This window comes from Dyadobacter sp. CY347, assembly GCF_021502655.1.
GTDB lineage: Bacteria > Bacteroidota > Bacteroidia > Cytophagales > Spirosomataceae > Dyadobacter.
In genome coordinates this window covers 1,626,160-1,648,244 of the sequence record NZ_JAKFFT010000002.1, presented here as the reverse complement: position 1 = coordinate 1,648,244, position 22,085 = coordinate 1,626,160, and the positions used below count along the sequence as shown (strand labels likewise).

At 42.6% G+C, this 22,085-nt stretch carries 22 protein-coding genes and 2 pseudogenes; 12 read left to right on the top strand and 12 right to left on the bottom strand.

Annotated elements, in window-relative coordinates; all coding sequences use genetic code 11:
• Window positions 1–737: 737 nt before the first annotated feature.
• The 5 genes from L0659_RS07810 to L0659_RS07790 all read right to left on the bottom strand — a co-directional run bounded on the left by L0659_RS07810 (window position 738) and on the right by L0659_RS07790 (window position 4,230).
• Entirely contained in the window at window positions 738–1,913 is a 1,176-nt protein-coding gene (locus L0659_RS07810; RefSeq protein WP_235125215.1) for an epoxide hydrolase family protein, read from the bottom strand.
• Window positions 1,914–2,209: 296 nt separating this feature from the next.
• Entirely contained in the window at window positions 2,210–2,632 is a 423-nt protein-coding gene (locus L0659_RS07805) for a hypothetical protein (protein ID WP_235125213.1), read from the bottom strand.
• 10 nt (window positions 2,633–2,642) lie between these two features.
• Window positions 2,643–2,948, bottom strand: a complete 306-nt coding sequence (locus tag L0659_RS07800; protein WP_235125211.1) for a hypothetical protein — start codon at window positions 2,946–2,948, stop codon at window positions 2,643–2,645.
• 332 nt (window positions 2,949–3,280) lie between these two features.
• Window positions 3,281–3,478: a hypothetical protein gene (locus L0659_RS07795; RefSeq protein WP_235125210.1), complete on the bottom strand. Its 198-nt coding sequence runs from the start codon at window positions 3,476–3,478 to the stop codon at window positions 3,281–3,283.
• Window positions 3,479–3,900: 422 nt separating this feature from the next.
• On the bottom strand, window positions 3,901–4,230 hold the full coding sequence (locus L0659_RS07790) for a hypothetical protein (protein WP_235125209.1): 330 nt from the start codon (window positions 4,228–4,230) through the stop codon (window positions 3,901–3,903).
• A 205-nt stretch (window positions 4,231–4,435) separates the two neighbouring features.
• Here L0659_RS07790 and L0659_RS07785 point away from each other — a divergent pair, with 205 nt between their 5' ends.
• Window positions 4,436–4,756: a hypothetical protein gene (locus L0659_RS07785; protein ID WP_235125208.1), complete on the top strand. Its 321-nt coding sequence runs from the start codon at window positions 4,436–4,438 to the stop codon at window positions 4,754–4,756.
• A gap of 43 nt (window positions 4,757–4,799) precedes the next feature.
• Here the strand turns inward: L0659_RS07785 and L0659_RS07780 are convergent, their stop codons facing one another.
• The 4 genes from L0659_RS07780 to L0659_RS07765 all read right to left on the bottom strand — a co-directional run bounded on the left by L0659_RS07780 (window position 4,800) and on the right by L0659_RS07765 (window position 7,438).
• Window positions 4,800–5,564, bottom strand: coding sequence for an SDR family NAD(P)-dependent oxidoreductase (locus L0659_RS07780; protein WP_235125207.1), 765 nt, complete (start codon window positions 5,562–5,564; stop codon window positions 4,800–4,802).
• 378 nt (window positions 5,565–5,942) lie between these two features.
• A complete protein-coding gene (locus L0659_RS07775; RefSeq protein WP_235125206.1) occupies window positions 5,943–6,377 on the bottom strand; it encodes a hypothetical protein in 435 nt (144 codons plus the stop codon).
• Between the two features lie 117 nt (window positions 6,378–6,494).
• Entirely contained in the window at window positions 6,495–6,944 is a 450-nt protein-coding gene (locus L0659_RS07770; protein WP_235125205.1) for a hypothetical protein, read from the bottom strand.
• Window positions 6,945–7,084: 140 nt separating this feature from the next.
• Window positions 7,085–7,438 (bottom strand): hypothetical protein, encoded by a 354-nt coding sequence (locus L0659_RS07765; protein ID WP_235125204.1) that lies wholly within the window; start codon window positions 7,436–7,438, stop codon window positions 7,085–7,087.
• 191 nt (window positions 7,439–7,629) lie between these two features.
• On the opposite strand from L0659_RS07765, the gene L0659_RS07760 reads away from it, so the two are divergent.
• Window positions 7,630–8,472, top strand: coding sequence for an LLM class flavin-dependent oxidoreductase (locus L0659_RS07760; RefSeq protein WP_310590687.1), 843 nt, complete (start codon window positions 7,630–7,632; stop codon window positions 8,470–8,472).
• 149 nt (window positions 8,473–8,621) lie between these two features.
• Entirely contained in the window at window positions 8,622–9,005 is a 384-nt protein-coding gene (locus tag L0659_RS07755) for a hypothetical protein (RefSeq protein WP_235125201.1), read from the top strand.
• Between the two features lie 414 nt (window positions 9,006–9,419).
• Here the strand turns inward: L0659_RS07755 and L0659_RS07750 are convergent, their stop codons facing one another.
• Window positions 9,420–11,624 (bottom strand): tetratricopeptide repeat protein, encoded by a 2,205-nt coding sequence (locus L0659_RS07750; RefSeq protein WP_235125200.1) that lies wholly within the window; start codon window positions 11,622–11,624, stop codon window positions 9,420–9,422.
• Between the two features lie 374 nt (window positions 11,625–11,998).
• On the opposite strand from L0659_RS07750, the gene L0659_RS07745 reads away from it, so the two are divergent.
• From L0659_RS07745 to L0659_RS07725, 5 genes are all read left to right on the top strand, one after another.
• Window positions 11,999–12,670 carry a hypothetical protein gene (locus tag L0659_RS07745; protein WP_235125199.1) on the top strand — a complete coding sequence of 224 codons (672 nt, stop codon included), beginning with the start codon at window positions 11,999–12,001 and terminating at the stop codon, window positions 12,668–12,670.
• Window positions 12,671–12,783: 113 nt separating this feature from the next.
• Entirely contained in the window at window positions 12,784–13,506 is a 723-nt protein-coding gene (locus L0659_RS07740; RefSeq protein WP_235125198.1) for a LytTR family DNA-binding domain-containing protein, read from the top strand.
• Between the two features lie 228 nt (window positions 13,507–13,734).
• Window positions 13,735–15,786, top strand: coding sequence for a BspA family leucine-rich repeat surface protein (locus tag L0659_RS07735; protein ID WP_235125197.1), 2,052 nt, complete (start codon window positions 13,735–13,737; stop codon window positions 15,784–15,786).
• Window positions 15,787–15,868: 82 nt separating this feature from the next.
• Window positions 15,869–16,573 carry a hypothetical protein gene (locus tag L0659_RS07730; RefSeq protein ID WP_235125196.1) on the top strand — a complete coding sequence of 235 codons (705 nt, stop codon included), beginning with the start codon at window positions 15,869–15,871 and terminating at the stop codon, window positions 16,571–16,573.
• A 117-nt stretch (window positions 16,574–16,690) separates the two neighbouring features.
• Window positions 16,691–17,251 (top strand): cupin domain-containing protein, encoded by a 561-nt coding sequence (locus L0659_RS07725; protein WP_235125195.1) that lies wholly within the window; start codon window positions 16,691–16,693, stop codon window positions 17,249–17,251.
• Between the two features lie 687 nt (window positions 17,252–17,938).
• Here L0659_RS07725 and L0659_RS07720 read toward each other — a convergent pair.
• The gene (locus L0659_RS07720; RefSeq protein WP_235125194.1) at window positions 17,939–18,289 is read right to left on the bottom strand and encodes a hypothetical protein; all 351 of its coding nucleotides are present in this window, start codon (window positions 18,287–18,289) and stop codon (window positions 17,939–17,941) included.
• A 213-nt stretch (window positions 18,290–18,502) separates the two neighbouring features.
• On the opposite strand from L0659_RS07720, the gene L0659_RS07715 reads away from it, so the two are divergent.
• Window positions 18,503–18,694 carry a cold-shock protein gene (locus L0659_RS07715; RefSeq protein ID WP_235125192.1) on the top strand — a complete coding sequence of 64 codons (192 nt, stop codon included), beginning with the start codon at window positions 18,503–18,505 and terminating at the stop codon, window positions 18,692–18,694.
• A 1,054-nt stretch (window positions 18,695–19,748) separates the two neighbouring features.
• Window positions 19,749–19,873: pseudogene (locus tag L0659_RS07710) on the top strand (cold-shock protein); the annotation flags it as partial.
• Between the two features lie 368 nt (window positions 19,874–20,241).
• Here L0659_RS07710 and L0659_RS07705 read toward each other — a convergent pair.
• Window positions 20,242–21,327: a fatty acid desaturase family protein gene (locus L0659_RS07705; protein WP_409018831.1), complete on the bottom strand. Its 1,086-nt coding sequence runs from the start codon at window positions 21,325–21,327 to the stop codon at window positions 20,242–20,244.
• On the opposite strand from L0659_RS07705, the pseudogene L0659_RS26500 reads away from it, so the two are divergent.
• A pseudogene (locus L0659_RS26500) lies at window positions 21,311–21,370 on the top strand (hypothetical protein); the annotation flags it as partial. The gene L0659_RS07705 and the pseudogene L0659_RS26500 sit on opposite strands and share 17 nt — an antisense overlap.
• Before the next feature lie 244 nt (window positions 21,371–21,614).
• Window positions 21,615–22,037, top strand: coding sequence for a response regulator (locus L0659_RS07700; RefSeq protein WP_235125189.1), 423 nt, complete (start codon window positions 21,615–21,617; stop codon window positions 22,035–22,037).
• The last annotated feature ends 48 nt before the right edge of the window (window positions 22,038–22,085 follow it).

Genomic DNA, 22,085 nt, shown 5'->3' with positions numbered 1-22,085 from the left:
AGTGACGGTTTGAATGAACCCGGCTGTGCATAAGAGATTGAGTTGATCTTATCTTGTGTAAAAATTCGTTCGTTTTAATACATACCTGATGGGCTGGGAATCAGATCTCCGACGTAAACCTCAGTACTCTTGTGCACAAAAAATTCAGAATTAAATTTCCCCAAATAGGTACCATTATTCAGGACGGTTCAAGGGTCGAAGACTACGGAAAAACCACCCATTTCTGCGTACGTCGATAAAATGACAAATGGGAATTAGAACCGCGGACCCTAGCTCACTGCCGGCCATGCAAGATCTAATGAACATGTACCTTGAAGACCGAAGTGTTTTCTGTTTGTAGGACCGGACTCTAAATAAGTGCTACCTTAGTACACCCGCCTTACATGTAGTATTTCCGACAACCCCGCAAGGCATATATCTGGTTCCATGGGTAGCTTTAATACATTCATTTAATCCCTCGATGGTTACCAGCGGTGGCCACCAATACAAACAATCGTAATGGTCTGTTTTTCCTACTGTTCACTTGGGATACCGGTTCTAAAAACGTGATTTAAGTCATGGCAGGTGAATATGGATACAAGTTATGATGCAACATAACCTCAGGAAGCTTCTTCCATGATCACGGAGTAGGAATTTCACATGCAGCTAGTGGGTATATGCAGCGGTTCTGAACCCAATACTTGATCCAGAACCGGCACTGACCATTTTTAATATCAATTATTGCTTCTTCTTCTAGCTCACCTGCGCCAATTCAATAGGCCCGCAAATTCACGGAGCTCTTCGTTAAGTAGCTGGGGTTGTTCCATAGCGGTGAAGTGGCCGCCTTTTGAAAGTTTGTTCCAGTAAATAACATTAAAAAATCGCTCTACAAGCTCCTTGGGGGCGTGGCTAATGTCTTTTGGAAAGAAAGAAAACCCAGCAGGAACGGACGCTTTTTTACCTGTTTTATCGAATGGATTCAGTTTTATTAGCGGGTTGTATTTGGCTGCCATGATTGCCTGGATCTCTTCCTGGTAGATGCGGATTGCTGAATCGATCGTTTGGGTGCCCCAGTAGATGGTCAGATTAGTCAGTAATTCATCCTTTGAAAACACACTATCCAAATTACCTGAGTTGTCACTCCAGGCGTAAAACTTTTCGATGAGCCAACCTGCAAGCCCTGCCGGTGAATCATTTAGTCCATATGCCAAACTTTGCGGCTTTGTGCTCTGGATCATCGAATATGCACCTTCAGTCTGCTGCCACTGCTGGATTTCCTGGAAAAATTTCTTTTCATCAGCACTTGGCTCTTCGGGCTCTTCCAGCGTGTGTCCGAAAGGTAGATCAGTTAAGTGGACACCGATCAAATGCTTGGGGTGATATAAGGCAAGCTGCTCGCTAATGCTGCCGCCCCAATCGCCACCATGCGCTATGAATTTGTCGTATCCCAGCTCTTTTGTAACAAGCTCAGCAAATAAGGCCGCAATTGCTTTGGAGTCCATGCCTGGCTTGTCTGGCTTTCCAGAAAAACCATACCCCGGAATGGAAGGGACGATCACATCGAACGAATTCCCATTTTCGTCAGGGGCCGTCAGTAATGGTATAATCTTTAAAAAACGGACAAAGCTGTCAGGATAGCCATGAATTAAAAGCAGCGGTGTGGCATTTAGCCCCTTCCCTTTCTCGTGTATAAAGTGCAGCTCGCTTTTATCAATAACCGTTTTGAAATGGGAAAACCGGTTAAGCTCTTCCTCCCGTTTTTTCCAGTCAAACTCTGTTTCCCAATACCGACAAAGTGCTTGCAAGTAAGACTTGTTTGTACCCACTTCCCATTTATCATTGTCAACCTCATGGGGCCACCTGGTATTTACCAATCGGCTTTTCAAATCAGCCAGTATTGCGTTATCGATTGAGATTTCGGTTTTGCTGACCATACTTTTTTATTATTGATGAAATGTAATTTGACTGCTGACAGACAATTACACTTCGTAAAAATTAGGCCAGTCCGGCGATCAAAATTAAATTTTATAATAATTTAATATGGCTACTAAGCTACCAGAGAAACAGTTCTAAACCCTGGAACGACCTTCAATTGAAGGACGGGTAAGCAACAGTTTCCGTGTGCGCTCATATATTCCAATGGGTTAAATTAATTTTATCAACGCTTATGCTTCTCACACGATTCTGTCCACCACGAACCATAAAAACAGAAAATCGATTCCATTCAAGTCTAATCCAAATATTCGATAGCTGTAATTTCAAAAGGGTAACCATATGTGAATAAGGCTGAATCAAAGCCATCGAATCTTACAATGTGGCCACTAACCTTAATCTTTAATCCATTCTTTTGGGCTTTACTTGGCATATTGCAAGGTGCTAGTGGACCAGCACCCAGTTTTCCTATTTTTTCATTTATTCGAATAACATAAACACTATCAATTTGTGTCAATGCTGTTTCGGATAAAACGATTTCACCAACCTGATTTTTTACAGATTCCCCTGAGAAGTAATCTTCTGGCCAAGCACAGAGCAATCGGACTTTGGGATATGCATTATCCCTCTCACAACTGTATAATGGCATTAATGCGCAAAGCAGAACAATCAGCATCAATGGTTGATGCTTCTTTCCAAATCTTAGTCCTCCCCTTTTCATACTTCAATTGCTAATAGGTAGGATCGTTGCCTGAAAGTGTCTCTCTTTCTGTCTCCGTAACAGCTTTTAGTCTCATCTGAATTTCAGAGTTGTCATTTTCTATGTTCTCTACCCCTTGTGTTACACCTGGCCCTGCCTTTTGTTTTTCAAGCTTTTTTTTCTGCTTGACCGACACCTTAATCACCTTAGCAGCAAGCTTTTTAACTGTCTTCTTAATGGCTTTTGCTAGCTTTTTAGCATCGGTTTGCGTGTCTTTAAGTTTGTCTTCAAGCGATGCGGTTAGATCTGCTGCAAGTCGCTTTTTTTCACGTTTCATAGGATGTTAGTTTGTTGAAAAACGATTGGTTACAAAAATACGGTCTAAACCCTACCCAGCAATATTAAGTTTTATGAACCTTACAGTATATACGTAATTGTTTTTATTGGGATAAATTTTGCCGTTTGTCGAATATCAAGGCAAAAATATTGTCCTTGACTAAAATGCGCCTGTTACTACCGCGGTTTTGCAACATTGAGGGGGATTCTAGTATGGAAAAAGCCCTCCGTGCAAACAGTGGGTGGCGCAGTCTTAAACATCCCTGGACCCGCAACAAGGACAGGTCTTACTAAATGAAATCTACTTCCACTTATTGCTGATACACTAACGTATCAAAACATGGTTACCCCTGACTGTGCATATGGCCATTGTGGCTGGATCTGAAAGAAATTTCTTTTTTCAACAATCAGAAGTTGACTATAAACAGCTGCCAGTGAATCCCGCATTTGGTCAGGGCGGTCCATCTTTGTAAAGTATCCTGGACTTTCCTGCTCGCAGTCTTGCTCTGGCTGTGGTATCTGATCGTCCATGATGGTTATTTTGGTTTGTATATTCACAACAAAACTGACGAAGTTGTGATTTGCATGAATTCGGCCATGACCTGCTCAAACTGCTGTTCAGATATGCCACTAGCCTGCATAAGCTGGTCTTTGATGATTTTTGGGCCATATGCTGCAAACACATATGTGGGCAAACCAAGCGCCAATGGGCTAAAATAGTGGTCCTGTTTTTGCTGCTTTATCCAAATTTCGACAAAGGGCTCTATGGCGCTTGACGGGGCGCATAATACCCTCTTACAACCATTTTAACTTGTTTCCCGGTCTCCATTGTGAAAATTTTCTCATAGACCATATCAATAAGTGTGTGGTGGCAAGTGTAAATTTACACAGAAGCTTTCTGGCGAACCACCACTTAACAATATGATAATTTGGACAGCGCGCCAGCGACCAAATCAAGCAACCAGGTAGGTGATCTTATCGATGATTGTATAAAGGATGTTATCAGGATCGGCGGATTGGTTCAATGAAAAATATTCCGCACCTGATTTGAAATGGCCGTTAACATAGGTTTTGGCCTCCCTCAATGAAGGGAAGTGTTTTTCATTATTGGCAACTGCTTCAAGCACACTGGCATCGCCAAGCCGCTGCTCGATGAAGGCAACATCCTGGCTAGGGATATGATTGGCAATGCAGCAGTCATAGACAGCATAATAGGTGCTGTTTATTTTGGTGTCAACAGCGTCAGCTTCGCTGGTAGTGACCGGATGTAAATTGTTTGCCATAGTTAATCAGAAAAGACACAGATTATTGACTGGGATCTTCTAGAATCGGCTGAAAAGAAATATTGGATGGTGTCAGAATGAGCACAAAGTTAACAAACCGCTTTGAACCATAACATTAAAATTATATTGGCCAGTTGTCGCAAACGGGATGTGTCCAACGTGGTCAACACATTATCTTATTGTTAATAGCCTTTTTGCCGGCTTTTTGGAATTAATTTTACTGCTCGAAGATTTCAGCATAGAAATGACACAAGAGAAGACTTTGACCCTGCCGACAGGAAGGTGCGTAAAATTAATCACCCACGTGGGCAACCCAATCAAGGGCGGGGAAATTGATATTGATATTTTGATCAAAGACCCCTCTGACACACATTACCGCCCTCCTATTGGCCTGAGCCATCCCAAATACTGGAAGCTCAAAAGCATGAATGCCGAAAAGTCAAAGCAAATGCAAATCCGCTACAGTGGCTTAACAGAAAAGCAGCTGCGCAGCATGGTAAGAGATTTCAAGCGGATTCAGGATTAAGCGGTATCAGGGCTTTTATTTTCTAATACCCAGACTCGTGACATTAATTTCTTTCCGTAAATCGAATGCCAGTTAGTGCTGCACAGAAAGCTATAAACTTTTGCTGGACGCGGATATCGTCTGCCTGTCTTAAATACCGGCTTTGGGCTTTATGGTGAAAATACTGCCCGCTTACCTGCGCATGTTCGTCTTTGCCGACAGCCAACCATGCCTGGGTCTGAAAACCCTTTTCCAGATTATCGGGCGCTCCCGGCCCGCCCATCTTTGTTGGTACCCACCCGGGGTCCACGGCATTTGCGCAGACATTTGGCCACTGCCGTGCAACTGCCATAGCCAGAAGTAAATTGTGAAATTTAGAGTCGGAATAATTAACCCGCGGGCTATTTATGTCCAAGCCGGCAAGGCTAGCATCTGCCTGCTTATGCATGCCAGAGCTAAGGTAAACGAGCCTCTTAGGCTTACTGATCAAGCAGGTCAGGATGTAGGGCGCAAGGCTGTTGACAGCCAATAGCAGTGGCAATCCATCGCGTGTTAGTTGCTTTTCGCGAACCTGATAGAGGCCTGCATTATGTATGATTGAATCAAAAACGCCCAGATTATTAACCTGTGATGCAAGGTCTGTGGTTTCTTCTATACTAGACAAATCCGCTACCAGAACGCCTTCTGCCCCTGGTACTTTTGCCAAACCGTACTCTGCCCGCTCCGGGTTGCGCGCGTGAAGGACCACATGATGCCCCTGACGCACGAGCGCATTTGCAGCCAACTGCCCTAGCCCATCCACTGAGCCAGTAATGAATATCCTTGCCATAAACGTTGCGTAATTACTTTCCGAGGTTATTATTTAATGCAGGTTACAATATTAGTGCCGGGTTATAGATCAAAAAGGCGGACTATTACAGTCCGCCGCACAATCTGCAACAAGGAAGTGGGCGCATTTTTCGGCGGGTACTTCCAGGTGGTTAAATAAAAAACCAATTTTGGGCAAGCTAGCCTGCCATTGCTTTGCAATCAGCTCTTGTTGATAGGTAACAGCAATTATTATTGCTACGGAAAGGCTCCGCATCCGGAAGACCGGACCCTGCAATGGGCTGAATGAGATTGCAGCGCCAAAAGTAAAGCAAGCAGGCAGACCTGCTGCAAAGTTAAGAAATGGTAATATTTCGCTTACCTAATCCACAACTCGGATTTACTTCAACATGTCCTGAGTCACCTTCAGAATGTAGTCGGCTTGCTGGCAACCAAAGTCTGGATCATCTGGGTTATGTTTGCGTTTAATCCAAAGCGTATCTTCGAGCGGATCCTGTTTGTAAACAAGTGTCTTCTTGCCATCTGAGAGCTTGTATAATTCAAAACCAATGAACGTTTGCATTGGCGTGGGAATTGACCCAAAACTAGCGCCTTGGCCAATTAAGGTCCGTTTTCCAGGATCTACAAGCGCTGCTGTATCAATCTGGTCATTCAGCATGGGGCCATCAAAGTCAACCAGCAGACTTTCACTGCTTTGATTGTCAAGGTAAAAGAAGCTTGCACCTATGCACCCATCCTCTAACAAATCTGGTTCTTGCCGGCAGCCTTGACTTATCAAAATGAGCATTAGCACAAATCGATGAACGAGCTTCATATCAGAAATATCATTTAAAAAAAAATCCAGGCGGTCGAAGTTCCAGTAAATAGCAACGTATTAACCTGCTTTGCCCTACCCTTATTAGGGATTACCGAACTTTCTATGATACAATAGCTATTTAATCAGATAGGCCCCGTTCACCGACCTTGAGACAAGCTCTCCATTTTGATAAACTTGTGAAATAGTTGCCCAACCATTACATTTTGCGTTATTAATATAAGTTTCCATCCGCATCTTGGTTAACACCCGGCCGTTTAGTTCGAATGAAAGTTCCGGATCATTAGCACTACGGGATTCTTCAATTAGGATGTTTGAAACCAATACATCACCCGCCCTATCAAGATCGGAAACATATTTTTTCTGGCTGCTCTCTTGATAGAATACTTTTACATGTGCAGCAGTATCCAGATCAGCCGGATAAGTAAGGGTTCCATCCATTATTTGCATACTAATTTCGTTGGGTGGAGCCATGCAGTCCACGTTATTGTCACAACCAGTTATAAAGCAAGTTGCTAGTAATACAAAACAAGAAGATAAGAAACCTGGCAGTACTAAAAGCTTCATAAGTATTCATTTATTTTTTACTCCTAGACACATGACTTACACCTTACGTTGCAGTACTTCGAAATTAGAAGCAAGTTTGAGGCATCTAGCACGCAAAAACACCGCATAACAGTAGCTATAATTATAGATCTTGGTTTTCACTACAGATGCTCTTTCAATTCCTCTCTCAATTTGTGATAATACCGCAACTTATCATCAAGCATCTTCTCTTTTGAACGTTTGGGCCGAATGCTGCGAGCGGGTTCAAAATCTGCACTAATGACTTTGATAGTGATCGTGTCCCCATTTTTCAATGCCATGTCTATCCACTCGGGATGTTCGCCAGCAACCGAGTTAAGCCCGGAAACTGTTAGATCCAATTCATCGGGCTCGTTTAAGCGGCGCAATGAAGTAAGTATGCACGTAACGACATGAGCATCAGTATTGATACCTGCTTTGCAGAAGTGTTCGCCGTTAATTCGGACTTCGAAACCATAACTTGACATACTGCTCATTATCCGGATTCTTTATAGTTCGAATAAATATTCAACTTATTGAATACGATTCCAATCAATGGAAAGTAAGGCCACAATTTGTTAATATTTTACTCCAGCCAGCTTTGGGCCTATCTGTCAAACCAGCAAAATTGACAACAATTTGACACTTCTGGCAGGACAGTGCGAGAGGCTTTAAATTCACCGCAAACATTGTTCAATTCAATGAACCTTTCAATCTGGCAAGGCAATTCAAAGCGCTGGATGTGATGAGCCACGGCAGAGCGGGCTGGAATGCTATTACTTCCAGCGGCGATGATGTTGCTGCCAACTACGGCAGAAAAATTCCATCCAGTGAAGATCGTTATGGCCGAGCACACGAGGCAGTCCAACTTATACAGGCACTTTGGGGCAGTTGGGGAAAGGATGCATGGGTGCATAACCAGCAGTCAGGTCAGTTTGCTAAGAAGGAGCAGATCCTTCCTATAAACTTACAGGGCAAGTACGCCGGCTCACGCGGACCGCTTTACATTCCGCCATCCGAGCAAGGCCAGCCCATTATTTTTCACGCCGGCGGCAGTCCTAATGGTCATGAATTAGCAGGGCGTTTTGCAAATGCGGTTATTGGCGCAGCTTTTACTATTGAAGATGCACGCGCTCAGCGGAATGCGTTCCGGGAGGCTGCTAAACGTTACGGGCGTGATCCTGACGAGATTAAATACATTCCGGGGATTATGACGACCATTGCCAAAAACAGGCGAGCGGCACTTGACCGCCGGATTCAATTAACCGGGCACACGTTCCGGCAAAGGGCCGGTTATCTGCAACAAATGCTTGGCATACCAGTTGATGCAAACCGGCTCGATGAACCAATTTCGAAAGCGCTACTGGCGGATGCCCGACCTTCCCGCTACAGCTATTTCTTTGTGGCCACCCTCGCCGTTGTCGTGGCCGGTTTTTACAAGAGTTATTTCAGTCAGTTCCCAACGTTTATAGGGTCACTTATGTACATCACACTCATACTGTACTGCTGCTGCTCTGGTTTGCAATGCTGATCGTGCAACCGATACTTATATATCAAAAGAGGATTGATTTGCACCGGCTCGTTGGCAAATTTTCCTATATCCTTGTTCCCATCATTGTATTATCGCTGCTGGCAGTAATGAAAACACAGTACTTGAAAAATGCCCCAAGCATGCCAGAAATGCCAAACGTAGCATCTTTATATCTTCCAACTTCTGCATTGATACCATTTGTTAGTTTATATGTATTAGCGATTGTTTACAAGAAGCAACCTGCCAGGCACATGCGATATATGATCGCCTCGGCCGTTGCATTGCTTGGCCCTGCTGTGGGACGGATTAACCTGGGCTTTACGGATTTTAACACCGCCGTGATGGTTGCCTTCGCCTTTTGCGATGTGCTTCTGGTAGGCTTGTTGCTATATGAATACACGAAAGGGAAGAACTACTATTCCTACCTGGTTTCATTGTTGATCTGCTGTTTCTTCCACTATGCCTTTCCCTGGGTCCCGGGTTCTGCCCTCTGGCAGGGATTTGCAAAGGGAGTTGTAGCTTGGCTATTGTAAATACTGAAAGCATTTCAATTAAGCCAAATGGTAAAACTAAGTCAATCATTTGCAGGATTACTTTCTTTTTAGTATTTTCAATCGCTGCTCTTGCTTAATAATTCATCCGCACATCCATTACAACAATCGATCAGAAAATACCTAATGACGGTTCAGTAGCAACTAATGATCCTAACCTTTCTATTGGAAAAAGCGTATGAAAAATAATCGCATAATTGTAATATCGGCTTTAATGTCCTTATTAGCAGCCGTGTTCATAGATAGTTCGTTCAGATACGTTCTACTAGGTTTTTCAACAATGGCCTTCCTTATTTTTGCATTCAATTTTACTAACAGAAATAAAACTACTTAGCAGGTGCGTCGTTGAGTCTTCTGGCTTAATGCTATGCTTGTTGCGTGCAGAAGCAAAGGTTATCAATCGATGCTAAACAACGGTATTTTCAGAACGGCTTGAGTCCCTCTGTGATTAGGTCCTTCCTCAATAACAAAACTGCCAACGCTGTGATGCTGGGCATTGATCAGCTTTATTCTCTCGCTAATGGACTTCAACCCTATTGATTCTTCTTTATTAACATTTACAATTGTATTGTTTGTCTTGCTATGCAGACCTATTCCATTATCGGAAACTTGTATTACTAAGATTTGATCTGACCGGTTCATTGCGACAGCTATATGGGCATCAGAAATGCCTGAGCCAACTATTCCATGTATGATGGCATTTTCTATCAGCGGCTGGATCAGCATTGGGGGCAATAATATTGTTTTTAAATCAATGCCGGCATCTACATCAAAGCTGTATGTAAAAGAATTGTTGTAGCGCATGGCCTCCAATTCCGTATAAAGTTGCAGCGCCTTCCATTCCTTATCTGCTGCAACCAGACTTTTCGTAGAGTTTTCCAGGATCAACCTGCTTAGGGAGGCGAATTTCTGGATCAGCCTTGATGCTGTCCGCTTATCGCTGTCCATCACATAGGACTCTATTGAGTTCAGGACATTAAATATAAAGTGCGGGTTCATTTGAGACCGGATTGCCTTTAATTCGCTTTCCGAAAGTTGGTATTGGTATTGAAGTTTCAGCGTATTTTGCTCGGCCTGTTGAAGTTGAAGAACGTTGGCATATTTAAGCTTTCTGATCCTATTCAGGTTTAACAAATAAATCAATATTGATGCCAGACTAACGATAGCCAATATACCATACAGCCATAGCTGCTGGATCTGCAACCGGCTTAATGCTTGTTGCTGGGACAATGCACTTACTTTGCTAAGTTGTAATTTTTCATTGTTTTTAGATATTTGAAGCTGCTTTTGCTTTTCTTCGCTGATCAGCTTTTCGTTGTCCAGAAGCAATCTTTGCAAATCCCTTTGCTGGATTCCTTTCTGCAATTCTGCATTGTTCAATGCAATCTGTAATTGCTGTTGTTTGAGCTGTCCATCAGCAAGGATTTGCTTTTGTTTGTAAACCGCCTCTGTTTTATCAAATTCATACTGAATGCCCATCCGGGTTATTTCCTCTTTTTTCTGATCATTACTAATGCTATCAGCAGCTTCTTTATACTGTTTGTAGTAAATGAAAGCACTGTCTGGCCTATTAAGGGCGCCATATGCTTCACTTAAACCCAGGCTCGCATCCCTTTTCAAATCAGCCAGGTCCAGTTCTTTGGCAATATTGAGTGCATTAAATGCATATAATTTAGCCTGATCATAGTTTTGCTTTTGAAAGTATGCGTCTGACAGATTTTGAAAATTGAACCCAAGACCCTTTTTATAACTAAGTTTTCTATTTTTTTCAACAGCGCTGTTGCCGTACGTCAAAGCCATATCCGGGTCATGCAATTTGCAGTAGTAAGCGGCCAGATTACCTGTTTGCTGAGAGCTTGCTCGCAAATCGCCAATCGAATCCGCGATTTGCAGTGCCGATTTGCTGAACTTAACGGCATCAGCCAGATTATTGTTTTTCGAATGAAGTGTTGCAATGTTGCCTAACACATTTGCTACACCGCCGAAGTGCTTGTATTTCCTATATGCGAGCAACGCCTTCTCGTAACTTTGCATTGCAGCCTTGTAATCGCGCATTTCGGTGTATACAATGCCAATGTTTGCCGATATGTTTGCAGCATTCAACTCATTTTTTAGCGATGCGTGCTTTTTCTGTGCCAACAAGAAATACTTCAACGCCTCTGGCAATTTTAGCTGGGTAACATAGACGACCCCGATATTGGCCAGGGCTGCTGCAACGCCGAGTTCGTTTTGAATGGAATTGTCTACTTCCATGCCTTTATTGAATGCATCCACTGCCTGGCTATATTCTGCCAGGTGGATAAAAATGGTCCCACGAAACCGGTATGTAGCAGAAACGTACTTCTTATCTGCTATTTTATTTTGAAAAACCAGGATTTCGTCCGTGTAACTCAACGCATCTTTGGGGTCCTGTCTCAACTTTATTTCGATAAGTTTCAGAAGCATGACTGCCCGCTGGTCGTCTTGCCGGGGGTGATTCGTTACCAGCCGTATAAGGGAGTCGGTTTTGGTTTGCTGCCCGTGAGTTCTTAGGGTAGACAGCAGGATTATTAACGCCGCAACCAATTGGATAATTACCGAAGAGTTTTTTAAAGCTGACATCAATTAATTGGATAGCTATTTGCCTGATTATGCCAGCATTAAAGCTACGGATAAATTAATAAGTCTAGCAAACCTTCCCTAATCCAGACTGCCATTGCACGCACTTACATGGGGCGATCATACATGTAGATTAGAAGCCAAATAAATACATGGAAAATACGCAGTCGAACCGGATCCTATTTTTAGTTTAAGCTGCCGGTTGCCTTCGCTCATTAAATAGCATTATCTGCTCATTTAGGCACCCTTTGCACGCATTGTCTTTCAAATTCAATTAGAAGCGGGCTAAGTTTGAATCATCGGCAGGAACATATGATTTCCAGCATCTTAGCCGTGTGCAGACTGATATTTAAATCAACTTGAACAAAAACAAGACTATGAAAAATCTAATTTACTTTGGCAAAATCCTTTCCATACTAATTTGGGGATTTACTGGCCTGACCAGCTGTAAGGAAAAAGACCCCACGCCCACAGACCTTAATGTTACGGCAGACGATTTAGTCAACTACTACCTGGTAGCAGAAGGTAAAACCAGTAGTCAATTGGTTGTTGCTTACTTTATAAAAGATGGAGATGAAATTACCGTTGACGTTCATAAAAATGGTCAGCTAAGACGCCCGAAAATGGTTTTGGGAAACTCGACGTTAACGCTTGATTATGAATCTAATGGCAATGAAGTCTATACATTTGCCCTGGAAAAAGATAGCGAGGGAAATTTAAAACTGAAAAGCTATGACTTGTCTTATCAAAATAAACCAAATCAGCTAAGTCAGGCAGTTCTGGTAAAAATGAGTGATGCTTTCCCCTTTGTTGACCGCAATTTCAATACATCCATCTTTGATTTTAAAATTGAGGTGGATGGCACTGGCGAAGCAATTAAATGGGAAAACAACCCTATTAAATATCCAATATATCGGCTGGGTAATTTTGGATTCAAAACACTTGACGGTGGAACATTTGGCGTTGCGGTCCCAAGCTGGAATGTAAATGGCACCAATGGCCCCCGAGTGCTTATTCAAATACCCCAGGGCTTTTATTATACTGATTAATCTAAAATCAGGACAACGGATGCATTATCTTTCTTACGTGATTGCAGTGCATCCGTGATCAAATGCGTGCTACGCTATCAGAATTCGTGTGCAATGATTAAATACGCCCAGCTATGTTAAAAGCAGCCATTCTAGATGACGAAATCAGGGGGAGCAGGTTACTTGCCCAAAAATTAGCTGTCTTTGAAAGCGAGCTGCAAGTTGTTGGGATTTTCAACGAACCAGGCTTGGCTGTCAATGCCATTACAGACCTTGATGTAGACGTTCTTTTTTTAGATGTTCAGATGCCTGGCATGAATGGCTTCCAGTTCCTTGAAAAGCTGGGCAGTTTCAATTTCGAGGTCATTTTCACGACTGCCTACGACAGTTACACCCTGGAAGCACTGCGGCTCAGCGCCGTGGATTACTTGCTAAAACCTGTTGAGGAAGAAGAGTTGCAGACTGCCATTGCCCGCTTGCAGAAACGTATTGCTGAAAAGGTGGCCTATAAGCATATCAAGGTAGAAAAGAAACCAAACAACCGGTTAGCGTTGCCCACGGCTGAGGGAGTTTACATCGTAGAAAGGGCAAACATTATCAGAATAGAAGCCATGAGCAATTACAGTGTTTTTCTGCTTTCTGATGCCAAGAAAATTGTCGTTTCCAAAACCTTGAAAGATTATGAAGTTGCTTTGCAGGAATCATTTTTCATGCGGGTCAACCGATCGGTGATCGTTAATCTGGACTTCGTAGTAAAATACCGGAAAGGCGATGGAGGCACCCTGGAATTATCTGACGGAGCAGAAATAGAAGTTTCCCCACAAAGAAAAGAAGCACTGTTATCGATGCTGTTTTAAGTAAACAGCTAGACTTGCATGTGCTGCCAGGCAGATGCTGACAGATTACTTCCCTCATTGCACGACCCTTTCTGCTAAGTAAATCACCCACTTCAATCAGTGCCCTGAAAATCGACATAAAAGCACTTTATGTTTGAATCAATAATCATCCATGAGGGTGTCGCTAACGCCATTGCCATCCTGGAAATTAGAGTTTAAAGTCTCAATGTCACCCAAATACACGAAATCATGAAAAATACATTACGTATATCGATGTTCAGGAAAACTGCTTTTTGGATTGCAAGACTGCATTATAGCGCTTTTATAATCATCGCCTTACTATTACTCTTTAAGCCAGCTACGGTCACAGCGCAAAAACAAGCCCCGGCAGCTTCGGCTTTTATTACTACCTGGCAAACAACGACCCGGGAAAACCCGACAGCCAAACACATTATTTTTCCAGGCTGGGGCCGTAACTATACGATATTCTGGACCGGCCGTGTCGGCGGACGAACGATGTATGGTCAATTAACTGGAAATGGTGCAACCAGAATAGACTTTCCTGCACCTGGCACTTATCAGGTGAGGGTGGGTCCAGGCAGCGGCACCTTCTATCGATTCATGATGCACGAGAGTGAAAAGACTAAACTCCTGCGAGTAGACCAGTGGGGAAGTGTGGTCTGGTCTTCTATGGGCTCGGCTTTCAAAAACTGTTACAATATGGATGTGGTGGCAACCGACATTCCGGATCTGTCGCAGGTGATTGATATGAGTAGCATGTTCGAAGCCTGTCTCGTCCTAACCGGCAATGCGCGTTTTAACGACTGGAACACCTCCAATGTGAGAATAATGAAGAACTTGTTTGATGGTGCACATCACTTTAACCAGTCTATTTCGAATTGGAATACGGGCAATGTTACCGATATGAGCAATATGTTTCATTTTGCCTGGATATTTAATCAGCCCGTAGGAAACTGGAACACCGAAAAAGTTATCAATATGTCCTACATGTTTGCTTACACTAGTGCTTTTAACCAGCCTATTGGAAACTGGAATACAGCAAATGTTGCTAATATGTCACATATGTTTGAAAGTGCGCAGGCATTCAACCAGCCTATTGGAAACTGGAATACAGCAAATGTGCTGAATATCAATAATATGTTTTCTTATACAAAGCTGTTCAACCAGCCGATTAACAGCTGGAATACCTCAAAGGTAACAGACATGAGTTCCCTGTTTTATTTTGCCATGGCCTTTAATCAACACCTGGCCAATTGGGACACGGGTAATGTAACCAACATGACAGCCATGTTTTGCTATAATCAAGTCTTCAATCAACCCATTGGAAACTGGAATACCCAAAATGTTACAGATATGCACCTGATGTTTTCCATGGCATCTGCATTCAATCAACCCATTGGAGGATGGGATACTGAGAAAGTAACAAATATGCGCTCGATGTTTAACGGAATCAAGATTTTTAATCAACCGTTGGGAAACTGGAATACCGCTGCTGTTACAAATATGACCTATATGTTTTATGGTGCAGCTTCCTTTAATCAACCTCTGGAAAATTGGAATACATCCCGTGTCACAGATATGGCACATATGTTTGATGATGCCACCTCCTTTAATCAACCGGTAAAGAACTGGAATACAGCTGCTGTTACCGATATGGCCTATATGTTTCGTAGTGCCGCCGCCTTTGATCAACCTTTGGGAAACTGGCAGGTTGGTAATGTTAAAAGCATGTACATGATGCTGGATTCCACCGATATGTCAAAGGATAACTATGATCAGATGTTCATACATTGGGAACGTCAGACATTGCAGCCACGCGTGGTTCTCGGTGCAGCAACGCTCACGTATTGCAAAGGCGCCACATTTCGTAATCTGATCGTTTACCGAAATGGTTGGGTAATACTTGGAGACAGGAAGGACTGTTCGGATTGCCCAGGATGTCGTACCAGTCCTGATGATGCAGTAGCAATTTCTAAAAAGCAGCATCTTGATGAATTCTCAAAATCTAAGATAGGATCCGAAGCGGATTACGCCTACCCTAACCCTGCCTCAGACAAACTTTATATTAAAAACAACAGCGGCACGATTCATTCGGTGAGCATTACGGACGCAGCTGGCCGAACCAGGTTGACACATAACACAACAAACAACAACCCCGACGGAGCGGAAATCTCGACAACTCACTTACCTTCCGGCGTTTATCTGCTCACATTGTTTCAAAATAATGGCTCTTCCAAAAGCCAGAAAATTATCATCACCAAAACCGGTGAATTAGAATAACAAAATTGATACGTTGTCCTCACAACGCTAGTTCCGGATTGCCTTTCCTTCTGCATTCATCACTTTTTTAACGTTCATTAATATGTTCAAACTCAGCATCGCCTCATTGACTCTTTCGGCTGCCTATGGCATACTTGCTTTGGCAATATCCTGTACAGATCACGACGTACCAGTCAGCAATCTGCCACAATCCAAATGCAAGAACGTGGACGGCAGCGACCGGATGTACCCCTGCGAATTCTCCATTGAAAAAATTACATTTCTGGGCGCAGGCGGCGCAGTGGTCGGGACAGTAACCGGCTCAAATCAGACGCTTGCTTTGCCGCGATCGCTGGCTAAGACGGACAATTATACTGGAAATGAGGAAGGAAAAATAGGTACAGCAACGTTTGGTGTGAGAATCACTCTGAAAAGAATAGCATCACCTTCCTTTCCCGTGAACGAAGGTTACCTAATCGGGATTACACATAACACTTCGGGTGCAAGAATCCTGCACACCAGCATTGACGGCGGCACGTATGGTGAAAGAGACAAAATGGGACCGCCCGTCGCATTAAACATGGCCATTGACGAAACTATGGACGTTGAGTATGAAATGGGTTTTCCATACCGCCTTGGAATGGCAGGGTCAGAAATTGTTCCAAATGTACAATTCCCTTCCACGTCCTTTTTCATAGACAATGATGTTACTACATTAAAATTTCCCCGCACCACGAGCCCTTACAACTCAGTAGGCAGCGTTACCGAAGCTTTTTATGAAAGATCGGTACTTACTTTGAAGAATTGATATTCTGTCAAGATTGATTGGACCTCTCATAAAGTTTTGCTCGACAACAATTGCAAGAACATTTAGCTAATTGCCCATAGTTCTGACCAATGAATTAACATACCTAACGTTTCTATCATGAGAAGAAGCAATTTCATTCTATCGGCCTTTCTGGCACTGCCTGGCTTGGCCTATGCAAAATCCCTGATTTCAAAGAAAGTAACTGCTAAAAACCCCTCTGTTGCAGGATTTTTTATCAAGGCAAATGAAACCCGTTTTGACGGGCAGCAACGGTCCATGCAAAATGACTTGCTCAGATGTGTAATATCGTCCGACGATAGCCAGACCGGATTGCTATTCGGCACTACTATGCCGGGAGCGCTTCAAGAAAAAGGTGGCCCGCCCCTGCATATCCACAAAGATCAAGACGAAATCTTTTTTGTGGTATCTGGAAAATTCCTCATTCAGATTGACGACCATATTTACGCTGCCAATACCGATGACGCAGCCTTCATTCCCAGAGGGACAAAGCATACGTTTGTTAATCCAGTTGAAAACAACCCAGGGACACTAGTATCTATTCACCTTCCAGGAAGTAAAGAAATGGAAGGCTACTTTAAAACGATAGCATCGGGCAAGTTTCCGGAAAGCTCCGATGCTGACCTATCAGAAGTAGGTGCACCAATCAAAGTTGACTGAATTACTTCTGCCAAAGTCACTACCTATTGTAGGGTAGCCAAACTTGCCCAGTACATTTTAACGTCGTCCATAAATGTTATAATGTACTATTTTATCCATTTTGAAAGTCATGACCCACGAAATGGAATGTTAGAAAGATTTCGATTTAACCACCGATTAAAATCAGAGAATTATCTGATAGATTTTATCTATTTCGTCTTAAACAACAAATCCATTTACGACATTCGCGCTTTTATCACTTTAATCTTATCTTCTAAAAAACATCGTTCTTCACTCTTAAACTGGTCCATTTGTTATCTTATCTGATTGGGGTGCATGCATTGGCCTGTTGTATGTTTGGTGCAGCAGGTTTTTTTGCTGTCGGTCTACGCAACTTTAACGTCGAAGTGTATGGAAAGGGCAAAAATGTCCAGGTAAAGGGAACCGACTTGAATACGGGGGTAACTCAAATGTCAGATCTGGGCTGGGAATGTAGCTGGCGAATGGAATAACAACCACCATTTATATCCAGAAAGTGCGCGTAGCGGGTTTAAGACCTATCAATTTGATCTTGCCTGGTATTATATCAAGTGCCTGCACCATATAGAGCGGCGTTGACCACCTAATGGGATTCGAAAAATGAATTTTTTAAACGGTATCATTTACCTTATTTGCAAAACAGTTCACTCAAAAAATAAAAGCGGAAGTTTATCCGTAAATTACCAAAGCGCGGGGAGGAATAGTTAACCGGATCGCCTTCCCATTTCGCTCTTCCACGTTTAGTTCGGCGGGACTCAGCTCTGAGGCAAACAAACAGTGCATCCTGGAATTTACTACATGCAAGGTATTGTCTATGGTTGCATAGCGTACCGCCAGATCATACTCGTCTAAATTCACAGCACAAAGGACCTCTTTACTATCCAGTATCCGCGACCACGCAATCACCTGGTGTTCAGAGAACAAAGTTGGGTCTGGAAATACAAAATCGATCCCGTTTTGAGAAGTTGCCCGTATATAAAATTCACCTTTGAGTAGAATAGGCCGGGTTTGCACAAGCATATTTAGTCGCTCTAATTGCACGGGCCGGAGCTTCTCGAGATACTTAAAAATTCCAAAGAACTGCTGATCGGAAGGCTCTCCAAATAAATTTTCCATAACATAATAGATGCAAATAATTTCTTAAAAAATAGAATAATATTTTACACTTTATATAAAATACTTGTATATATCGGAATATTGATTTATATTTGCACTTTATTATAAAATGAAGTTATGAATAAAGGAACAGTTAAGTTTTTCAATGACACCAAAGGTTTTGGTTTTATCGCGCCCGAACATGGTGGGGCGGATCTTTTTGTACATGTATCTGGCCTGGTTGATGATATTCAACAAAATGACAGTGTATCTTACGAAGTTGAAGATGGTAGAAAAGGCCTGAATGCAGTTAATGTATCAGTAATCTGACCATTTATATTTGCAAGCATTGAAAATCCTCCTAGCTTAGGAGGATTTTTTGTTTTATGACCGATCATATCCAATTGAAACCTTAATATCATTTTAGATCATTAGAAAAGTTATTTGGGGCTGCACACTTTTTCCAATATTCAATTTCCAACTTGATCTTGTCCTTAATATCGTCAAATTTAGCAGGCTTTACGAAGATGCCTTGGGCTGAACTGCTGTAGGCTTCAATGACCGCTAGCTTGTTCAGAGCCATCGTAAAAAAATATATGGGATACATTTAAGACTCAGTTCTGCATCCGTGTGGCGTTTTTTTCTAAGTTCCAAACCAGTTAGCTTGGACAGTTTGATATCAGATAGAATGATAAAAGAACCAGCCCCGCTAGAATAAAGATAATCCAGCGCCAACTCTCCATCAGCAAAATAAACCCGTTCGTTGGAGTATCCCAGCTCATTGAAGACATCTTCAAAAACAAATTGATCATCCGGATGAGATAGAAAAGCATTTTATCATCAATTGCTTCACAATCAGGGGAGGCAGGATATTTGCAACATTTATCGATGTCTGCGCAAGAGCGCTATACTGCTTTTTACCAACGAAACCAAGAGTAATTCAGCCATGTGCCGCTGCAATATATTGCTTCCCTGCTGGGAATGACCCCGGAAACTTTCAGCCGGGCACGAAAAAGGTAGCAAAGTTGATTGATTTCTATTATAATGCGTAGCTACATATTGATATGCTGTTTCGTTAAAACCATTACTAGCCAAAAACGTACAAGCGGTGTTCGATAGCTAGCGGCAGGTATAGCAAGCAAGAGATATTCCTTCACTGCTACCAAATGAATAGTTGCGACACTGGTAGAGAGTATAGTACTAGCTGTCAGTTACAGGCGTAGGAAACGTCGAGCATCAAAATCTCTAAATTGACAATTAGAACCAACATATCCTCGTTAAATATTACCTTTAATGAGGGCTATTTTGCTTACCTAAAAGTTACTGAACGGGGCTTGTTAACACCAGACGCATCTAGGTTCAGTCACTGTCAATTCACCGGTATGGCGGGGCGGATCTTTTTGTACATATATCTGGCCTGGTTGATGATATCCAACAAAATGACAGTGTATCTTATGAGTTAAAGATGGCAGAAAGGGTCTGAATGCAGTTAATGTATCAGTAATCTGACCTTTTATATTTGCAGGCATTGAAAATCCTCGCAAATTGGGAGGATTTTTGTTTTATGAGCGATCAACATTCCTTTGAAAGCTTAACATCATTTTAGATCCCCAGAACAAGTATTAGGGGGCTTCACACTTTATCCAATAGTCAATTATTAGCTTGACCGTGTCTTTAATGTCGCCAAATTCCTCAGACTTTACGAAGAACTCTTGGCTAAACTGCTGTAAGCGTTAATGACTGCATGCTATTAAGAGCCTGATGTCTTTCGTTTTTAATCGAAAAGACAAAAAAACTATACCACCGCCAGTTTAACACCTTAGTAAAGTAAGGCATTTTTAGACCCGAAGCCTGACAAATGAACTCTGCCGATTATATCAACCTAATGCCTCATTCAGATCTGGGATCTTTCCAAAACGCTTCAAAGCCGAAACGTGCGATTGCAGGGCAATCCAAAATGTGGGGTGCTCTTGGTAGACCAGTCCAAATTCTTCGGCAGTTTGTTTTACGATGGGCGCAATTTGGGGATAATGAACGTGACAGATTTTTGGGAACAAATGGTGTTCGATCTGGAAGTTAAGTCCTCCTACATACCATGATAACCACTTATTTCCAGAAGAAAAGTTAACCGTGGTTTCCAGTTGGTGAATGGCCCAATCCTTAGGGATGATTCCGGTTTCATCGACCGATGGGTGGGTTGTCCCTTCGACAGTGTGGGCCATTTGAAAGATAACGGTCAACACCAATCCTGACGTAAAGTGCATTAGCAAGAACCCGATCAGGATTTCGTGGAATGGGAACGAGAAAACCACCACAGGTACAATAAGGAAAACGGCAAGATAGATCGATTTTACCAGGATCAGGTCCAGAAGCATCCATGCATTCTGTCGCCTGGTTTGCTTATTGACGCCATTGCGGGTGAAGGAAACCAATTGAAAAAAATCCTTCAGCAGCACCCAGTACAATGTCAATATCCCGTACACTAAAAAAGCATACATCCATTGAAAACGATGGAGCCTTGTGGGGCGGGCATGGGGCGAAAGTTTGACAATGCCCCGGTCACGGATATCTTCGTCCAGAGGGTCAATATTAGTGTAAGTATGGTGAAGAACGTTATGCTGCAGTTTCCAGTTTAAAACGCCTGCGCCTGCCAGGTAAATGGAGTATCCTACCCATTTATTGATCAAAGCACGCCCTGAATAAGCCCCGTGATTGGCATCATGCATGATGCTCATTCCAATACCTGATATGCCTAGCCCCATGATGACCCATAAAGGCATACCGGCCAAAAACGAAGGCTGAAAGATTAGTAAAAAAGCAAACGGGAGAATATAAGTCGCCAGCAGGATTGCCGTTTTAAGGACCATCGCCCGGTTGGCATGCCGCGATAGGTTGTTCTCTTTAAAATAGGCATCCACTCTTTTCTTTAAGGTTGGGAAAAACTGGCTCTTTTCCGGGGCAATGAACTTTACGTTTTCTCTAAGTTTCATGATTGCACTATACTAATCATCGAAATAGCCCATTTCGGGCCGTTTTATTCGGCAAAAATAATAGGGGAAAGCAAAAGCAAAAACATTTTCATCGGTGCTTGTAACATGTAGTAACCAACAACCGGTGGGAAAACAGCAATGGACCGCTTTTCCATCAGTTGTGCCGAATTGCCCTACTCAGCTATATTAATTACCGAAAAATCTCAATGTTGGTCTAATTTTTGAAGGGCAAGGCGATTAACACCATTTACCAGGCAGTTATGAATAAAAATGGGGAAATCATTATTATAGAGGATGATGCAGATGATCAGCATTTGCTGGAAAATGTGTTTACTACCTTAGATTACCCACACAAGCGGATTTACTTTGACAGTGGAGAAGACGCTTTGGAATATTTACACAAATCTGCTAGCAGGCCATTCCTGATAATTTCGGATATAAACCTGCCAAAGTTGAATGGACTGGAATTAAGGAAGAAGCTCCATACCGACGAAGCACTTAGTCTAAGATGCATTCCGTACTTGTTCTTTGCAACACAGATTGACCAGCAGCGGGTTGTTGATGCTTATAGCACGTCCGCACAAGGTTTCTTTGTCAAACCTAGTTCGATAGAAGAGTTGACAGATATCATCAAGACCATGATGGAATATTGGATGAGATGCGCTGCACCCAATAATTTTTAAAAGTATTAGGCAGATACGGTAATTACTGTTTTTGCTGCTTTACCTTTT

Excerpts from the sequence above, each read along its gene's own strand:
- L0659_RS07775 (WP_235125206.1), bottom strand. The coding sequence starts at position 6,377 with ATGAAGCTCGTTCATCGATTTGTGCTAATGCTCATTTTGATAAGTCAA.
- L0659_RS07725 (WP_235125195.1), top strand. The coding sequence starts at position 16,691 with ATGAGAAGAAGCAATTTCATTCTATCGGCCTTTCTGGCACTGCCTGGC.
- L0659_RS07755 (WP_235125201.1), top strand. The coding sequence starts at position 8,622 with ATGCCAAACGTAGCATCTTTATATCTTCCAACTTCTGCATTGATACCA.
- L0659_RS07730 (WP_235125196.1), top strand. The coding sequence starts at position 15,869 with ATGTTCAAACTCAGCATCGCCTCATTGACTCTTTCGGCTGCCTATGGC.
- L0659_RS07745 (WP_235125199.1), top strand. The coding sequence starts at position 11,999 with ATGAAAAATCTAATTTACTTTGGCAAAATCCTTTCCATACTAATTTGG.
- L0659_RS07790 (WP_235125209.1), bottom strand. The coding sequence starts at position 4,230 with ATGGCAAACAATTTACATCCGGTCACTACCAGCGAAGCTGACGCTGTT.
- L0659_RS07795 (WP_235125210.1), bottom strand. The coding sequence starts at position 3,478 with ATGGACGATCAGATACCACAGCCAGAGCAAGACTGCGAGCAGGAAAGT.
- L0659_RS07810 (WP_235125215.1), bottom strand. The coding sequence starts at position 1,913 with ATGGTCAGCAAAACCGAAATCTCAATCGATAACGCAATACTGGCTGAT.
- L0659_RS07740 (WP_235125198.1), top strand. The coding sequence starts at position 12,784 with ATGTTAAAAGCAGCCATTCTAGATGACGAAATCAGGGGGAGCAGGTTA.
- L0659_RS07720 (WP_235125194.1), bottom strand. The coding sequence starts at position 18,289 with ATGCTTGTGCAAACCCGGCCTATTCTACTCAAAGGTGAATTTTATATA.
- L0659_RS07700 (WP_235125189.1), top strand. The coding sequence starts at position 21,615 with ATGAATAAAAATGGGGAAATCATTATTATAGAGGATGATGCAGATGAT.
- L0659_RS07805 (WP_235125213.1), bottom strand. The coding sequence starts at position 2,632 with ATGAAAAGGGGAGGACTAAGATTTGGAAAGAAGCATCAACCATTGATG.
- L0659_RS07750 (WP_235125200.1), bottom strand. The coding sequence starts at position 11,624 with ATGTCAGCTTTAAAAAACTCTTCGGTAATTATCCAATTGGTTGCGGCG.
- L0659_RS07780 (WP_235125207.1), bottom strand. The coding sequence starts at position 5,564 with ATGGCAAGGATATTCATTACTGGCTCAGTGGATGGGCTAGGGCAGTTG.
- L0659_RS07715 (WP_235125192.1), top strand. The coding sequence starts at position 18,503 with ATGAATAAAGGAACAGTTAAGTTTTTCAATGACACCAAAGGTTTTGGT.
- L0659_RS07800 (WP_235125211.1), bottom strand. The coding sequence starts at position 2,948 with ATGAAACGTGAAAAAAAGCGACTTGCAGCAGATCTAACCGCATCGCTT.
- L0659_RS07770 (WP_235125205.1), bottom strand. The coding sequence starts at position 6,944 with ATGAAGCTTTTAGTACTGCCAGGTTTCTTATCTTCTTGTTTTGTATTA.
- L0659_RS07765 (WP_235125204.1), bottom strand. The coding sequence starts at position 7,438 with ATGAGCAGTATGTCAAGTTATGGTTTCGAAGTCCGAATTAACGGCGAA.
- L0659_RS07735 (WP_235125197.1), top strand. The coding sequence starts at position 13,735 with ATGAAAAATACATTACGTATATCGATGTTCAGGAAAACTGCTTTTTGG.